Raw genomic sequence first — 15,830 nt, 5'->3', positions numbered from 1 at the left:
ATGAATTTGAAAAAATAAGGAGGCAAACCGCCCCCTCTTTTAACGCTTATTTTACTACCCGTAAAGCAGGGCGCCCTCTCGTCGGTTTTGGTGGCTCATCATCAGGTGAAGCTCCACTATCATCTCCAGCACCGGGCAATGCATCCGTAACTAATACCAGATTATCTGTCGCGGATGCAGAGGTATCAGCCTTATCCTGATCTGAAGCGGATTTAAAAAGATATTCATCTTTATAAGCTGCTTCAGGCTCAAACATCATTCCCGCCCCATTTTCACGGCCATAAATCGCAATAACTGCCGCCATCGGTACATTAACCCGACGGGGAACACCACCAAAACGGGCATTGAAGCGTACTTCATCATTGGTTAACTCAAGATTACCAACAGCTCTCGGCGCTATATTCAGCACAATTTGCCCATCACGGGCATATTCCATTGGTACATTAACTCCACGTAAAGTCACGTCTATAACTAGATGCGGAGTCATATCATTATCGAGTAACCACTCATAGTGAGCACGCAACAAATAAGGACGACGGGGAGACATTTGAGACAGCTCCATAAATCAGCTCCTGGATTGCAAGCGCATTTCACGTTCAGCTTCGGTTAATGAAGCCAAGAATGCATCACGCTCAAAGACACGCTGCATGTAAATTTGTAAATCTTTAGTACCAGAACTCGGTAATTCTATACCCAATACCGGCAAACGCCACAGTAAAGGAGCAAGATAACAATCAACCAAACTGAATTCTTCGCTCATAAAGAATGGCATCTCTTTAAATATTGGCGCCACTGCTAGCAACTCTTCTGCTAATCGTTTACGGGCAGTATTGGCCTCTTGAGAATTGCCTTCCTCAATAGTATGCATCAGGGAATACCAGTCTTTTTCGATGCGGTGCATCATCAAACGGCTGGAACCACGGGCAACTGGATATACAGGCATTAATGGTGGATGAGGAAAGCGTTCATCCAGATATTCCATAATGATGCGGGAATCATATAGCGTCAGCTCACGATCAACCAAAGTCGGAACTGTCTGATAAGGATTCAGATCGATAAGGTCCTGTGGCAAGTTACCTGCCTCAACCTGCTCAACTTCAACACTGACACCTTTTTCCGCCAATACAATTCGCACTTGATGGCTAAAAATGTCGGCCGGGCCTGAAAACAGAGTCATTACCGAACGTTTGTTGGCAGCGACAGCCATGAAAACCTCCAAGTTTATCTAAAAAGGGAATGAATAGCCCCACACGACCACGACTATTCTTACTCATTCATTCTCATCCCTTATGTTTCTACGCCACAACGGTGAATACGGAATGCGCTACTCAACACAATTACTTTCGTTTCAACGCAATCATTACCGTTTCAACGCAATTACTACCGTTCAAATAGTAGGCAGACAAATGGATGAGGCAAAAATTGGCACTAGTTTACCAGATTTTGTACATTTTGGGGGAAGTGTGTGGATAATTAAGTAAAAAACCCGCCACAAAGACGGGTTTGCACATTAAATAATTGCCATAAAGACAAAAAATTAACGTTTGGAGAACTGTGGACGACGACGTGCTTTACGCAGACCAACTTTCTTACGTTCAACTTCACGAGCATCGCGGGTAACGAAGCCAGCTTTACGAAGATCAGAACGCAGAGTTTCGTCATACGCCATCAGTGCGCGGGTGATACCGTGACGGATTGCACCTGCTTGACCAGAAATACCACCACCTTTAACAGTGATGTACAGATCCAGTTTACCCAACATATCAACCAACTCCAGCGGCTGACGAACAACCATGCGCGCTGTTTCACGGCCGAAGTAAACTTCAAGGCTGCGTTTGTTGATGACGATATTACCGCTACCTGGCTTAATAAAGACACGTGCGGAAGAGCTTTTGCGGCGACCAGTGCCGTAGTATTGATTTTCAGCCATTGCCTATAATCCCGATTAAATGTCCAGAACTTGCGGTTGCTGTGCCGCATGGTTGTGCTCGCTACCTGCATAAACTTTCAGTTTACGGTACATTGCACGGCCCAGCGGCCCTTTTGGCAGCATGCCTTTAACCGCGATTTCAATTACACGCTCAGGGCGGCGGGCAATCATCTCTTCAAAGGTCGCTTGCTTAATACCACCGATATGACCGGTGTGGTGATAGTAGATTTTATCAGAACGCTTGTTGCCGGTGACTGCAACTTTTTCTGCATTAACGATGATGATGTAATCACCGGTATCAACATGCGGAGTGTATTCCGCTTTATGCTTGCCGCGCAGACGGCTAGCCACTTCAGTTGCAAGACGGCCTAAAGTTTTGCCATCTGCGTCAACAACATACCAGTCGCGTTTTACGGTTTCTGGTTTAGCTGTAAAAGTTTTCATTAAAGCTTACCCAATAATAAGTTACACGTTGGTGAACACTCAAGGTTCAGAAACTTGCTGAGGTTCACACGACTCTTGTCCAGCAAACCTACCCCTTCGAATAGCCTATGCCGGCACTATTGCAAGTTTTTGGGAAAAAAACATTGCCGTAACGTGGGGTTGCAAGATTATAGAGAAGTCAAAAATAAAAATCGACCCCAATTTGAATATTTAAAATCAGTTTTGAGTCTGAAATATACGGGTGAACACAAAATTAAGGTAAATGAGGTAATTTCAGATACTCTTCACTTTGCATCTCTTGCAAACGGGATAAGCAACGCTGGTATTCGAAAACCAACAACACCCCTTGGTAAATTTGCTCCATCGGCACCGCCGCATTAATTATCAATTTTACCCGGCGTTCGTAAAATTCATCAACCAGTGCCAGGAAACGGCGAGCAGCATTTTCATTCCCCGGCATTATCGCTGGAACCTGATATAACAAAACCGTGTGATAAAGTTTTGATAAAACAATATAATCCATCTGACTACGCGCATCTTCACACAAAACTTTAAATCCAATTGCCAATACACCGTCAGCATGACGAATCGCGGGCATCTGCCGGTGGTTAATTTCCAATACAGCGGCTTGTTCACCGCTATTACCGGCTAAAAGAGTAAACATTCGATCCATCGCGCGTTCATTATCTTCATTCAGCGGTGTGAAATAGAGATTAGCTTGAGTCAACGTGCGCAACCGATAGTCAATACCCGAATCCACATTCATCACGTCACAATATTTTTTGATCTGCTCAATAGCAGGCAAAAAGCGAGCTCTCTGTAAACCATTACGATAGAGTTCATCAGGAGGAATATTTGACGTTGCAATCAAGGTAATCCCCCTGACAAACAGCGCTTCCAACAATGTACCAAGAATCATAGCATCAGTAATATCGGAGACAAAAAATTCATCAAAGCAAAGTACATCTGTTTCCGTTTTAAAACCATCAGCCACAATATCCAGCGGATTTTCATGCCCTTGCAATACCTTTAATTCTTCATGTACCCGCAGCATAAAACGATGGAAATGCAAACGTAGTTTTCTTTCACCGGGTAAACTCTGGTAAAACATATCCATTAACCAAGTTTTCCCTCTACCAACGCCCCCCCACATATAAAGCCCTTGAACAGGCGCACAGCTCATTGAAGCCTGCTTTCCTAACAGTTTACTCAGACGCCTTTTCAAGCTTTGTCGCCTTACGGGATTGCCGGGAGAAGCATTAATCAGAGTATTGTGAATGGTATCCAATTGCGCTACAACTTGGCGCTGAACATCATCTGGTTGGTATTTACCCTTAGAAAGGGCTTCTTGATAGTATGATGAAGGGGTAATCAATGATGGCATAACAATAACAATCCTTAAAATAATCGCCCGTTTTTTATCGTTTTTATGATTCAGATTGACCTTATTACCGGATCAATTGTCTACAATAAGGTCCACAATAAGATCTACAAGCAAATGTAAATCATGATCAATATTCCACTCTAACTAGATTAACGGTTATAGTGACGATAATTAAGTGAAACATTCTGCGGAACAACGATGTCGATGAAGGAGTAGCTATGACTTGGGAGTATGCACTGATTGGCTTGGTGGTTGGTTTTGCTATCGGAGCGCTAGTTATGCGTTTTGGTAACACTAAGCTGCGCCAGCAAAAAGCCTTACAAACTGAACTGGAGAATAATAAATCAGAACTGGAAGAGTACCGTAAAGAATTAGTTGGTCATTTTGCCCGTAGTGCAGAATTACTCGACAATATGGCTCGCGATTATCGTCAGTTATATCAACATATGGCTAAAAGCTCTCATGAACTGATGCCGAATATGCCAGCACAAGAAAATCCATTTAATTATCGATTGACTGAGTCAGAAGCGGATAATGATCAATCTCCGGTTAAAATGCCACCAAGAGATTATTCCGATGGCGCTTCCGGCCTGTTTCGTCCGATGAATGAAAAAAACCAGTAAATACCCTGCTGTGGCACATCGTGTGCCACAGCATTAATTCAAATGTAAAATCTATTATCTACCTACAAGTTTTGTTTTTTTGTTTTTCAATCATGTAAATACCTGTAAAGAATCATGCTAAATCTGTTTGCCCGATGAACTTTATTTAATAATTAACAGTCATAGAGTAATCATGGCAGCTTGCCAGAATTAACTCAATTAGCCTTCGGCTTAGGTATACAAGAGAACAAAATTAGATGAAAAGAAAACACTTATTCCTTAGTGCATTAGCCATCAGTATCGGATTGTCTACAATTTCTGTCCCTACGATTAGCAATGCTGCTTTGCCTGCTGCTATCGCCGGTCAGGCGTTGCCAAGCCTCGCACCGATGCTTGAAAAAGTCCTGCCTGCGGTTGTCAGCGTGCATGTCTCTGGTACGCAGGTACAACAGGAACAGAGTATACCTGAAGAATTCAGGTTCTTCTTTGGCCCAAATCTCCCAATGGGCCGTGAAAGTACCCGCCCATTCCAAGGGCTTGGTTCAGGTGTCATCATTGACGCTGCCAAAGGTTATATATTAACCAACAATCACGTTATTGAGAATGCAGATAAAATCCGTGTGCAATTGAATGATGGCCGTGAATATGAAGCCAAATTATTAGGCCGCGATCCTCAGACAGATATTGCCTTGCTGCAACTGAAAGATGCTAAGAATTTAACTGCAATTACTATGGCCGATTCTGATAAGCTCCGAGTGGGTGATTTCGCTGTTGCAGTTGGTAATCCATTCGGCCTTGGTCAAACTGCAACTTCCGGCATTATCTCTGCGTTAGGGCGTAGCGGTTTGAATCTGGAAGGATTGGAAAACTTCATCCAAACAGATGCCTCTATTAACCGTGGCAACTCCGGTGGCGCACTGGTTAATTTGAATGGTGAATTAATCGGTATCAATACCGCCATTCTAGCCCCAGGTGGCGGTAACATCGGTATCGGCTTTGCTATCCCAAGTAATATGGCAAAAACCCTGAGCGAGCAGCTTATCGCGCATGGTGAAGTAAAACGCGGTATCCTCGGTATTAAAGGTACTGAAATGAATTCCGATATCGCTAAGGCATTCAATATTGACGCCCAGCGCGGAGCATTTGTCAGTGAAGTATTACCAAAATCCGCAGCAGCGAAAGCAGGTATTAAATCTGGCGATATTCTTATTTCCGTTGAGGGTAAGAAGATTAGTAGCTTTGCTGAACTGAAAGCCAAAATCGGCACAACGATACCAGGTAAAGAAATTAAAATTGGTTTATTGCGTAAAGGTAAGCCAATGGAGGTTTCTGTTACGCTGGAAAACAGTGAAGGTCAAACAACCAAAGCCGGAAATCTAACCCTTGCCCTGCAAGGTGCAACCCTAAGCAACGGTGAAGTGAAAGGGACTTACGGTGTGAAAATCGATAGTGTTGCTCAAAACTCACCGGCGGTGTTATCTGGCTTACAGAAAAATGACCTGATTGTTGGGATCAATAATGAACGGGTACAGAACATTAATGAACTGCGCAAAGTTATTGATTCTAAACCACCCGTCATAGCTCTGAACATTCTTCGCGGAGAAGAGAGTATCTATCTGTTACTGAGAAATTAATACTTTTAGTAAAAATCGATCCAATTCCATTTAAGGCACAGCGTAACGCTGTGTCTTATGGTGCTGATCAACCTATTTAAAATAATGAGGTTTGTTTTTCCATTAGTAAAAATGTTTTATACTTGGCTATCTCAATTTCTAAGGAGTGAATGTATTGGAAATTATTCGTGAAGGCGATACCATTATTTTTCAACCAGCTAAACCCAGTTGGAATTCCTTTTTGCAACAAGAAAAAGCTGACTTTGATTTTTTCATCGAACGACTGGATATTGTGGAAGAAGGACGCATTAAGTTATGAAAAAATATAAACCATTGTTTTAACCGCTGCTTTTAATCGGCATCAGGTGTTAAACGTTGTTTTTACCACTTTTAACACCTGATTTTTATTAAGTTTAATCATCATGGCATATCGTATTTTACATTTAACCAACGTTAATCATATCCGCTTTTTTATCTTTTCTGATACTGTTTACTCTCAATTCTGAAAGTTTTTTATAGGCCGCAACCCTTTATTTTCCGCATAAATTATGACAGTAAATAACTTGATAATGTTAAAGATATCCCTTTATATTTTTTCCGATAATTAACTTTCTGTTTAGCAGTTAAATCCTACCACATTAACCGTTTTATCCCTCTTTTTATTGCGTTATGTTTATAATTTTCTCAGTAAAATAACGGTTAGAAAACACTTTAATATCAACATGCTGAATAATATTCTTTTACCTGCTGATTTCTTTTCAACTTTCTGTTAATGGTTAATAGCATTTAATTAAATGTAATTAACTGCCCTTATAAAAAGGCATCTATTAAGTTAAACCTGCCTTCTCCTTTTATATAAAATCTCTAATTTCTCTGTATACTCACTTTTAAATGATCATAGCAAGGAATAAACCATCTTTAATTCACTCTATACCTTTTAAAAAGCTGGCATTAAATAACGTTTCATAATTCTGCCACACATAGCCCTATCCCCCCTAAAAAAGCGCCTACGATTGCTAAAAACGAGAAATACAAGTAAAAATAGCGAGTTAATCATGTTAAAAAAATGTAACCTGTAAAACGATTCTTATGTTTAGAGTTTTCCTATTTTTTTAATCAAAAGTGCATCCAATAAATGATTTTCATTAAGCAGATTTTATAAACCTAATGTTCTTTCGTTTCCTTCCAAAGATTTAACTTCCTCTTTTCCATTAAACTGATTATGAGGTTTTCTCTTTTTCCTGTATTTAATTCTTTAGTTTTAAAACCAGAGCAGATAACAGATATGCTAATAATATTAAGATCAATGCCTATTTCTTCAATCATTTGTAATACTGCTAATCTAGTCAACCTAAAAATTTATCGGCCCTCTTTAATGATTGCCTCTGATTTTTCGTAAACTTCTTACAAACCATGTAAAATCTCTTATTTAAGAAAATTAGTTTAGTGCGGTTAATAATATTAAACATTTTCATTCTGATTATTGGATTAATACTGTCACTTTGTTAATCAATTCAAGACCGGTTTTTCCTGATGTTTTCTCTTCCAATGTCAGTATGGCATTGAATTTTTTACCCGTTTAAAAAAAGCCTTAATCACTTATTTTTACCTTTATTGATTAAAGCTTTCACCTATTTTTTCCAGATTTTAAAACTACACTGACAGACCATAAACGGCTTTTTAACCACTGTTTTATCATATACCCTATGGATTTCAAAATGCATCGCGACGGCAAGGGAGTGAATCCCCGGGAGCATAGGTAACTATGTGACCGGGCTAAATGAGTGAAAGTTTCTGTCACTCCTTGCTTTCAGATCACATAAAAAACGACACCTCACATGATTTAATCTGAGTAAATCTTAACATTACGAAGTAAATAAAAAGCGCTAAAACGAAAAGTTAAAGACAGTGAAAACAGCGTTAAAACCCCTCCGGTTGTAGCAAAATGCGATCAAGAAAGTTTAATACCCATGTAAACTGTCAGTACAAATTTTTTCGTTTTATTATTAATGAAAACTCAATAGTGATAATCGAAGCGCTAAAAGTAGATACAGCATAATGCGGTGTCTGTTAATTTCTATGTTATCCTGCCATGACTCATTAACTCACACTGAATAATACCCATGATTGCCAAGTTGCTGCGCTCTGCTTTTTTAGGATTACTTGTCGCTGTAATTTTACTGATTACCATTCCATCGCTGCGCCCTAGCGGGCTGATATCTGCAATTACCAGCAATAGTAATGACGAAGTTCCATTCAGCTTTAATAAAGGTGTCCGCAGGGCGGCGCCCGCCGTGGTTAACGTCTACAGCAGCAACATGGGGAGTTTTTCTCATCAAGGTCGGGAAAACCATACCCTTGGTTCTGGCGTCATCATGAGCGATAAGGGCTACATCCTTACCAATAAACACGTCATTAATAATGCAGGACAAATTATTGTTGCACTGCAAGACGGTCATTTTTATGAAGCTCTGGTCATAGGTTCTGATAGCTTAACGGATCTTGCTGTCCTGAAAATTAATGCCGAGAACCTGCCTGTCATAACGATTAATCCAAATAGAGTCGCGCATGTGGGAGATGTCGTTCTCGCCATTGGTAACCCTTACAACTTGGGGCAAACCATTACTCAAGGGATTATTAGCGCTACCGGTCGCGTTGGATTAAGCCCTACCCGCCGCCAAAACTTTCTCCAAACTGATGCTTCCATTAATCAAGGTAACTCCGGCGGTGCACTGATTAACACCCTTGGTGAGCTGGTGGGTATCAATACATTATCATTCGATAAAAGTGAAAATGGTGAAACGCCAGAAGGATTGGGGTTTGCTATTCCGACTGAACTCGCCACTAAAATTATGCAGAAACTTATCCGTGACGGACGGGTTATCCGGGGTTTTATCGGCATAACGTCACAAGAGCTGCCACATATTCGCTCTTCTAACGGCAATATTAACCAGATTCAAGGGCTACGAGTATTTCAGGTGACTGCAAACGGGCCAGCGCAGAAAGCCGGTATCAAAGTGGGTGATATCATTACCAGTGTCAATAATAAACCCGCTATTTCTGCGGTTGAAACAATGGATCAAGTGGCTGAAATACGCCCCGGCAGCGTTGTTCCTGTCACTTTATTACGCGATGGGAAAATATTATCGTTGCAAGTAACTATTGAAGAATTTGAAAGTTAACGATAATTCATGATACTTCAATGAATAACCGGTCAATTAAAATAGTTAATTATCAGAGTGAATCTGTATCACCAATAACTTAACGAGCAATCATATGGACAGAAAGCAAAGTTTGCGCCAGCGTCGTCGATTTTCTCCTCTGCCTCGCTATTTGGTTTTCTATACACAATCTTGTACATCAATAGCAAAGCGTTTTAACTTGAAGATTGACATTTTTACCAAGACATCAAGCACATTAGCTTGTTTACTGATGCTTGATTAAATGGGACAACACTGTAGGACTTACATTAGCTAAGTACTATTTACTACTACTTACAGTTTTCATTAGGAATTATGATGCTTTCTCAATAAAGAATTTACACTACCAAAACTCTGGTCCAACAATAAACTTCACTCTCTTTTAGTCAACAAGCCCCAACTCACCTATCGGTTAAATAAAGTATATAAAACATAATTTATGTGACATTTACCTCATATCTTAGAGGTCATCATTGACCAAAAACATCAAAATAATTTACTAACACTCTCTTGGAGTACTATGCAAAACCACGTATTCTTTTTTATTCCAATGAACTAGGCAACATCATCGATTAAAAGAGAAAAATATGAGTGATAAAGAAAAAGTTAAATTAATACGTTTACTTAAACAAGTAAAAGGAAAGAAAAACTCCAAAAGTCAGACTTCAAAATCTGACGCTATCGCTGCTTACCACTATTAATTTTTAGGTTAACAGCAACCTACACAGGTTGCTGTTTTGCCATATATGGAGTGATGTATGCAATTAACATTTGTCGGTCATCAAAGTTGGCTAATCTCTCACAAAAATACAAATATTTTGATTGTTCCTGTCTTAGGTTCAACAATGGGGAACACCCGATATATAAAATTCGAAATATACCCTCCAAGAAACGTTGATGTAAGTAATATGCCATCAATCGATGCTGTATTTATATCACATGAACATGTTGATCATTTCGACATCGATACTCTGTCAATACTGCCAAAGGGAACAACTATTTATATATCACTACTTATGCCAATCTGTATAAAAACAGCTTTAGAGCACCTAGGGCATAATGTCATATTACATTCATTTAAAGAAGAAATAAGAGTAAAAGATATCAAAATAAAGCCATTCTCTGCTCCATATGAAACAATATTATGGGAGTCAAGGGTAACTCAATACTTAGTATCAGATGTTGATGAAGAAAAATGTAACGGTTTTATAGCAGTGGATGCAATAATCAGCGAGGAGTACATTGAAGGGATCGGTGATCAATACCCAAATCCACAGTGGATCATAGTAGCAAATAATTCACAGTGTACACCAAAACACGCTCAAGGAGCATATACAAATTTGCTACCACTAGAATCGTCAAGACTTAGCGGCAAGAATTATAGAGAAGTCAAATTACTTAACTCTATATTAATAGACTATCTTGATGGCATCCCTGAGGAAACTAAGATATTGATTTGTGGCAATGGATTTATAAATCCAAGAGAGAATTATGGCCCATTCCTATTCTCATATAATAAGGTATTGTCTGAAATTGCCAACCAATTATCAATTAAAGAAAATGTTTGTGGACCATATCCAGGTGAAGTAATAGAAGTTATAGATGGAAAGCTTTCAATCAGTTTGTCTGGCTGGATAGAACTAAATAAAAACAAATATTTAGATCTAAAAAATAAGCTAATTAAGTACATAGATGAAAAATCTGGTATTGAGCCCAGCCCATTTATTCCTGTACTCAGTGAACTTAGTGAAACAGAAGAAAAAAATGGGTTAGCTACGATTGAAAATGAACTAACTGACATAGCTCTAGCTCTAGCTATTGATCCTTTGGTTGGCCGATTAGCAATTTCAATGAATAACTATGTAAATGGTGAATTGAGTGATAACCGGATTCTAATAAAGTTTAAAGATAAAGATTTTGGATATGTTTATTCTGTATCATCCTGTCAATTTACCAAGACTTACACACATGATAACTATTTAAGTGAATATCCATTTGGTGTTGAAATATATATTCAAGATTTCGTTGGCCTATGTTTAGGTAAAATACAAATTTGGGACTTAGCAGGGACGAGTATACGTAGCTGGTATCTTGGTGAAATATATGAGAACATTATTGTGTTTTTCTATAAATACTTTGGAGAGCAAAGAAGGCCTGATTTAGCACTTAAAGTATACGAAGAATATATCTCACAAAAATAAGGTAGAAAATGAATATCTCTGCAATTAAGAATGATTTAAGAAAGCAATATAGTACTTTTATCTTGTTTCCTATTGAAACAGGAATTAATTTATTATCTTCTTTTTTTTCATTTTCCATATTAATTTACATAATAACACTGCCTTTGACTAATGGTTTAGAGGCAAGTAATGTTGGCCTGATTATCTTCTTAATTGTAATATTGAGACCTACCTTAAGTGTAATTAATAACATAAGCCTGTTCCTTATTACTAAAAAACAGGCTTATATTCTCTCAACATTTGATGACTGTTTTACAAGCAAAAAAGATGCTCAGCAGAATGAACACGACATTGTAAATTACTCCTCGTATGACACTAGTGTTGTTTTGATTATATCTAGGGTAATTTGCTTTATCTATCTTTCCATTCTCATGGTTGTTAATATTGAAGAGGGTACAGTTGGCTTACTATCATTGTGTTCTATATTGATACCATTATCATTTTTTCTATTTAAAAAACGAGTCCATCTTTCTAAGAAACTAGCAAAGATAAGGAAGCTAAGATATGGATTTATTGGAGATAACTTTGAGGCCCTGACTGCTATATTGTTAACTGGGTACCAAGGGGGAAAATTTCTAAGCTTGAATAGAATTATTGATACTGAAGAAAAAATAAAACGCATTGATTCATTATGGCAAGCTGTAGATATTGCATCAAATGCGTTTTTAAAAGTTATTCCTGTCCTTTTTATAATCCTGATTGGTAAAGAAATAGACAATAGTGACAAATTACTCATTCTTTTATATTCTCTAATTCTGGTTGGCGAATATCTTGGTTTAATTAGATTACTAACACCATTTTATGATGGTTATCTGGCCAAATTATCAATTATCAATTATCAATTATCAATTATCAATTATCAATTATCAGTAGACATAAGAATTACCAATACAAGCCAGAGGAATACTATAACCTGGATGGCACACAAGGTTTTATTGAAAAAACCATTCTGGGGAATATATTTTTATCAAAAGAGTTAATCAATAGGAGCATATTAAATAAGCTATGTTATGAAATCTTCCAAATTAATAAGTATATTAATATGAGTTCAAACATTAACGAACTGTCAAGAGGACAATTAAATCTTATTTTTGCCGCAAGGAATGTATATATGGCTATAATTAATAATTATAAAGGCCATATTTATTTCGATGTAAATAGGACTGGCTGGGATTCTAAGTTATTACTTGATTTAGAAGATATAATTTCAAAATTAAAAATAGAATATCAAATTGATATTCTACTATCACATCTTCATGAAACTAAAGATATAGAATTGGAAACAAAAAATGAAACCATAAAATACACGTTAGATAGTAAAGTTAGATCAGAGGAAGATCATACCAAAATTTCCAGATTTTTGTCTATTTTTAGCTATAATTCTTTAATTGGGATTATACTATTGTTCATTGCCAGTTTTTCATTATTCGAATTGGGAAGAATTACATATAACGAATATAACAGTGAGACCTATAAGATAACATTCACATCTCTATTAGGCCTAATTTCATTTATCTCAGGATCATACTTAATAGAGTTTAAAATAAGAAAAAAAGCAAGAAAAGACATATATACCTCTATTAAAAAAACTCTATGGCAGAAGGATTCAATTTATTCAAACATGAATACAATGTAATAATAAATAGATTCACCATGTATGCTAAAGATGTTTTCTGGTTTGGTTCGATATTTGTTGGAACCCTATTTTTGTTTTTTGACTCTGACAATTTCATAATTATACTTGGGGCTATGTTTATATTTATTACTAGCGTTTGTTTATTGTATCCTACGTACAAGGATAATAGAAATAAACACTATAAAGAACTCCACTCTCTATCAATTTACTTTTCTTATACTAGAAAACTACCTCAATGTAATTTGGTTAATCGTTTATGTCAGGATACTATTCTATCCGGAGTTCATCGTTTATATACCATAGCATCACAAAGATATTTAATTAATTCTGTCGCTTCTATATTGGGCTTCCTAATATCCAGTTTAATCATTTTGTACTCTCTATATCCAAACTTCAAATCAGACAACATTACGGCTGCTATAAACTTAGACAATAGAATAGTCATTTTTTATTTTGCAATATTCGGATACTTATCAGAAATTGTATCTATCCAAAGAATAACTAAGCATGTAAATGTTTATCATAAGAAAACAAATTTATCCTCTAATTTATTAATTTTAGAGCAAAGATTAGAAAACGATAGGATTATACAATTAGTGGGGAATAATGGCAGTGGTAAAACTTTTTTTCTTAAGAGATTATCTAAAATAAAGGGGTACATATATATAGACCATCATTTTGATCACTATCTAGCAAACGATAGATTTTTAGATTATCTCAACAACTCAAATTTAGATGTGATTATATTCGATGAATTTGATTGCAGAAAATTAATAGATAAAATTGATAAAAATAAAAAAATAATCATCGTCTCACATAGGGAAACCATTGGCTCAAGATTGAACATTAATGAGGTGGCATGAATAATATTTATATTATTGGACCATTTGGCGCAGGTAAAACTACGCTGAGTAAATTAATTTCTAAGAAATTAGGAAAAGAACTGATTAGTTTAGATTCTATAAGATGGTCCGTATATGAAAAGATAGGCTACGATCTAAATCATGTTGAGCAATTAGTAAAAAAACATAAATTTATAGATTTATATAGATACAACCGTAAATTTGAATCAGAGCTGGTCAAAAAAGTTGTCCAAAATGCATCAAATAAAGTAGTCGATTTTGGTGCAGGACATTCTATTATTGAGGACGATTTAGATTTTGAATATATTAGGAATCAAATGAAAGAAAAAGGTACTACTATTTTTTTAGATAAGAGCTATCATATTGGAGTTCATTCTTTCCATCCAGAAGAAGTCTTCTTAAACAATTATTTCTTGGCGAGTAAATGTAACCAAAAACTATCCGATATCACGATAACGGTAGATAACAAAAGTAAGTTACAAGTATTGAATAAAGCCTTATCGGCACTTAAATCAATGGAGGTTATATGAACATTATATTCAAGTCTGATAAAAAATAAGTTCTAGAAACATAAAATTAACATTAAGTACCCTACGGCTCAGAAATCAAAAATGGGTACAAATTCTGAGGTAACAATGAAACCAGAAAATTTACGTGCCAATGACAAACGCCCATTTACCAGTAAAGAGTATTTGAATTCACTTCAAGATGGTCGTGAAATTTACATTTATGGTGAGCGAGTCAAAGACGTCACTACACATCCAGCTTTCCGCAATACAGCCGCTTCAATTGGTCAATTGTATGATGCTCTGCATGCTCCTGGAACCCACAATGCGCTCTGTTGGGATACAGACACTGGTAATGAAGGTTATACGCACAAATTCTTCCGTTTTGCGACCAATCCAGATGAACTGCGCCAACAGCGAGATGCCATTGCAGAATGGTCACGCCAAAGCTACGGCTGGCTAGGACGCACCCCCGATTATAAAGCGGCATTCGGTTGCGCATTAGGCGCTTACCCTGAGTTCTATGGTCAATTCTCTAACAATGCCCGCGCATGGTATAAACGCATTCAGGAAACTTGTATGTATTTCAATCATGCCATTGTTAACCCACTAATTGACCGCCATAAACCAACGGATGAAGTCAAAGATGTTTTTATCCAACTGGAAAAAGAGACTGATGCAGGTATTATAGTCAGCGGGGCCAAAGTCGTGGCAACCAATTCAGCTCTTACTCACTACAACTTCATTGTTGGCTCGGCCCAAGACATAGGAGATAACCCCGATTTTACCCTAATGTTTGTTGCCCCTATGGATGCCAATGGCATGAAATTGATATCCCGCGCCTCTTATGAATTATCCGCAGGTACCACTGGTTCCCCTTTCGATTATCCTCTCTCCAGTAGGTTTGATGAAAATGACGCCATTATGGTGATGGATAAGGTACTAATCCCATGGGAAAACATACTAATTTATCGCGATGTTGGTCGCACTCGCCATTGGGCTGTACAAAGTGGGTTTGCCCGTCTGTTCCCCATGCAGGCTTGTGTACGCCTAGCTGTTAAGCTGGATTTCATTACAGCACTGCTGCAAAAGAGTCTCGAATGTACTGGAGTGATAGATTTTCGTGGTGTTCAAGCGGATTTGGGAGAAGTAGTGGCATGGCGCAATCTATTCTGGTCATTGACAGATGCCATGTGGGCAGAAGCCAAGCCGTGGGAAGGTGATGCTTATCTGCCGGATACTCAAGCGATTCAAACTTATCTCGTTATGGCACCGATGGCTTATACAAAAATCAGGAATATTGATCATAAGTAAGATATTTGAAAAGAAACTGAAAGATAATTATGGGAAAAAACTGGACTAAGTGGGAAGTTATGGAGATTCAATTGTAAATCCTTTTCAGTATTTGAAAG

The 15,830-nt window shown here is 37.5% G+C and carries 15 protein-coding genes and 2 pseudogenes; 11 read left to right on the top strand and 6 right to left on the bottom strand.

What is annotated here, in order from left to right; genetic code table 11:
- Positions 1 to 46: 46 nt before the first annotated feature.
- From sspB to zapE, 5 genes are all read right to left on the bottom strand, one after another.
- A complete protein-coding gene (sspB, locus tag ACGF5R_RS19115) occupies positions 47 to 562 on the bottom strand; it encodes a ClpXP protease specificity-enhancing factor (RefSeq protein ID WP_112878884.1) in 516 nt (171 codons plus the stop codon).
- Positions 563 to 565: 3 nt separating this feature from the next.
- Positions 566 to 1,207, bottom strand: a complete 642-nt coding sequence (sspA, locus tag ACGF5R_RS19110; RefSeq protein ID WP_058589205.1) for a stringent starvation protein SspA — start codon at positions 1,205 to 1,207, stop codon at positions 566 to 568.
- A 330-nt stretch (positions 1,208 to 1,537) separates the two neighbouring features.
- A complete protein-coding gene (gene rpsI / locus ACGF5R_RS19105; RefSeq protein ID WP_011148146.1) occupies positions 1,538 to 1,930 on the bottom strand; it encodes a 30S ribosomal protein S9 in 393 nt (130 codons plus the stop codon).
- A gap of 15 nt (positions 1,931 to 1,945) precedes the next feature.
- On the bottom strand, positions 1,946 to 2,374 hold the full coding sequence (gene rplM, locus ACGF5R_RS19100; protein WP_112878885.1) for a 50S ribosomal protein L13: 429 nt from the start codon (positions 2,372 to 2,374) through the stop codon (positions 1,946 to 1,948).
- Between the two features lie 253 nt (positions 2,375 to 2,627).
- Positions 2,628 to 3,758, bottom strand: coding sequence for a cell division protein ZapE (zapE, locus tag ACGF5R_RS19095; RefSeq protein ID WP_387692230.1), 1,131 nt, complete (start codon positions 3,756 to 3,758; stop codon positions 2,628 to 2,630).
- Between the two features lie 218 nt (positions 3,759 to 3,976).
- Here zapE and zapG point away from each other — a divergent pair, with 218 nt between their 5' ends.
- The 3 genes and pseudogenes from zapG to ACGF5R_RS19080 all read left to right on the top strand — a co-directional run.
- Positions 3,977 to 4,381 carry a Z-ring associated protein ZapG gene (zapG, locus tag ACGF5R_RS19090; protein WP_011148149.1) on the top strand — a complete coding sequence of 135 codons (405 nt, stop codon included), beginning with the start codon at positions 3,977 to 3,979 and terminating at the stop codon, positions 4,379 to 4,381.
- 236 nt (positions 4,382 to 4,617) lie between these two features.
- The gene (degQ, locus tag ACGF5R_RS19085; protein ID WP_112878887.1) at positions 4,618 to 5,994 is read left to right on the top strand and encodes a serine endoprotease DegQ; all 1,377 of its coding nucleotides are present in this window, start codon (positions 4,618 to 4,620) and stop codon (positions 5,992 to 5,994) included.
- Between the two features lie 142 nt (positions 5,995 to 6,136).
- A pseudogene (locus ACGF5R_RS19080) lies at positions 6,137 to 6,292 on the top strand (AbrB family transcriptional regulator); the annotation flags it as partial.
- Positions 6,293 to 7,137: 845 nt separating this feature from the next.
- Here ACGF5R_RS19080 and ACGF5R_RS19075 read toward each other — a convergent pair.
- Complete coding sequence (locus tag ACGF5R_RS19075; protein ID WP_387692228.1) at positions 7,138 to 7,299, bottom strand: hypothetical protein; 162 nt, start codon at positions 7,297 to 7,299, stop codon at positions 7,138 to 7,140.
- A 797-nt stretch (positions 7,300 to 8,096) separates the two neighbouring features.
- Between ACGF5R_RS19075 and degS the strand changes: the two genes are divergently transcribed.
- From degS to ACGF5R_RS19035, 8 genes and pseudogenes are all read left to right on the top strand, one after another.
- Positions 8,097 to 9,155 carry an outer membrane-stress sensor serine endopeptidase DegS gene (gene degS / locus ACGF5R_RS19070; protein WP_112878888.1) on the top strand — a complete coding sequence of 353 codons (1,059 nt, stop codon included), beginning with the start codon at positions 8,097 to 8,099 and terminating at the stop codon, positions 9,153 to 9,155.
- Positions 9,156 to 9,249: 94 nt separating this feature from the next.
- Positions 9,250 to 9,417 (top strand): hypothetical protein, encoded by a 168-nt coding sequence (locus tag ACGF5R_RS19065; RefSeq protein WP_387692226.1) that lies wholly within the window; start codon positions 9,250 to 9,252, stop codon positions 9,415 to 9,417.
- A 514-nt stretch (positions 9,418 to 9,931) separates the two neighbouring features.
- Positions 9,932 to 11,374 (top strand): MBL fold metallo-hydrolase, encoded by a 1,443-nt coding sequence (locus tag ACGF5R_RS19060; RefSeq protein WP_387692224.1) that lies wholly within the window; start codon positions 9,932 to 9,934, stop codon positions 11,372 to 11,374.
- A gap of 8 nt (positions 11,375 to 11,382) precedes the next feature.
- Positions 11,383 to 12,393 (top strand): hypothetical protein, encoded by a 1,011-nt coding sequence (locus ACGF5R_RS19055; protein ID WP_387692222.1) that lies wholly within the window; start codon positions 11,383 to 11,385, stop codon positions 12,391 to 12,393.
- A gap of 131 nt (positions 12,394 to 12,524) precedes the next feature.
- Positions 12,525 to 13,049, top strand: a complete 525-nt coding sequence (locus ACGF5R_RS19050) for a hypothetical protein (RefSeq protein ID WP_387692220.1) — start codon at positions 12,525 to 12,527, stop codon at positions 13,047 to 13,049.
- Between the two features lie 17 nt (positions 13,050 to 13,066).
- Positions 13,067 to 13,912, top strand: a complete 846-nt coding sequence (locus tag ACGF5R_RS19045; protein WP_387692218.1) for a hypothetical protein — start codon at positions 13,067 to 13,069, stop codon at positions 13,910 to 13,912.
- Complete coding sequence (locus ACGF5R_RS19040; protein ID WP_387692216.1) at positions 13,909 to 14,442, top strand: shikimate kinase; 534 nt, start codon at positions 13,909 to 13,911, stop codon at positions 14,440 to 14,442. Before ACGF5R_RS19045 ends, ACGF5R_RS19040 begins: the two co-directional genes overlap by 4 nt.
- Before the next feature lie 105 nt (positions 14,443 to 14,547).
- Positions 14,548 to 15,720, top strand: a pseudogene (locus ACGF5R_RS19035) (4-hydroxyphenylacetate 3-hydroxylase N-terminal domain-containing protein); the annotation flags it as partial.
- Positions 15,721 to 15,830: the final 110 nt, after the last annotated feature.

The sequence above is a fragment of the Photorhabdus sp. RM71S genome, assembly GCF_042879355.1.
Taxonomy (GTDB): Bacteria; Pseudomonadota; Gammaproteobacteria; order Enterobacterales; family Enterobacteriaceae; genus Photorhabdus; species Photorhabdus kayaii.
This window is presented reverse-complemented; position numbering and strand designations above follow the sequence as displayed.

Excerpts from the sequence above, each read along its gene's own strand:
- sspB (WP_112878884.1), bottom strand. The coding sequence starts at position 562 with ATGGAGCTGTCTCAAATGTCTCCCCGTCGTCCTTATTTGTTGCGTGCT.
- sspA (WP_058589205.1), bottom strand. The coding sequence starts at position 1,207 with ATGGCTGTCGCTGCCAACAAACGTTCGGTAATGACTCTGTTTTCAGGC.
- rpsI (WP_011148146.1), bottom strand. The coding sequence starts at position 1,930 with ATGGCTGAAAATCAATACTACGGCACTGGTCGCCGCAAAAGCTCTTCC.
- rplM (WP_112878885.1), bottom strand. The coding sequence starts at position 2,374 with ATGAAAACTTTTACAGCTAAACCAGAAACCGTAAAACGCGACTGGTAT.
- zapE (WP_387692230.1), bottom strand. The coding sequence starts at position 3,758 with ATGCCATCATTGATTACCCCTTCATCATACTATCAAGAAGCCCTTTCT.
- zapG (WP_011148149.1), top strand. The coding sequence starts at position 3,977 with ATGACTTGGGAGTATGCACTGATTGGCTTGGTGGTTGGTTTTGCTATC.
- degQ (WP_112878887.1), top strand. The coding sequence starts at position 4,618 with ATGAAAAGAAAACACTTATTCCTTAGTGCATTAGCCATCAGTATCGGA.
- ACGF5R_RS19075 (WP_387692228.1), bottom strand. The coding sequence starts at position 7,299 with ATGATTGAAGAAATAGGCATTGATCTTAATATTATTAGCATATCTGTT.
- degS (WP_112878888.1), top strand. The coding sequence starts at position 8,097 with ATGATTGCCAAGTTGCTGCGCTCTGCTTTTTTAGGATTACTTGTCGCT.
- ACGF5R_RS19065 (WP_387692226.1), top strand. The coding sequence starts at position 9,250 with ATGGACAGAAAGCAAAGTTTGCGCCAGCGTCGTCGATTTTCTCCTCTG.
- ACGF5R_RS19060 (WP_387692224.1), top strand. The coding sequence starts at position 9,932 with ATGCAATTAACATTTGTCGGTCATCAAAGTTGGCTAATCTCTCACAAA.
- ACGF5R_RS19055 (WP_387692222.1), top strand. The coding sequence starts at position 11,383 with ATGAATATCTCTGCAATTAAGAATGATTTAAGAAAGCAATATAGTACT.
- ACGF5R_RS19050 (WP_387692220.1), top strand. The coding sequence starts at position 12,525 with ATGGCTATAATTAATAATTATAAAGGCCATATTTATTTCGATGTAAAT.
- ACGF5R_RS19045 (WP_387692218.1), top strand. The coding sequence starts at position 13,067 with ATGTATGCTAAAGATGTTTTCTGGTTTGGTTCGATATTTGTTGGAACC.
- ACGF5R_RS19040 (WP_387692216.1), top strand. The coding sequence starts at position 13,909 with ATGAATAATATTTATATTATTGGACCATTTGGCGCAGGTAAAACTACG.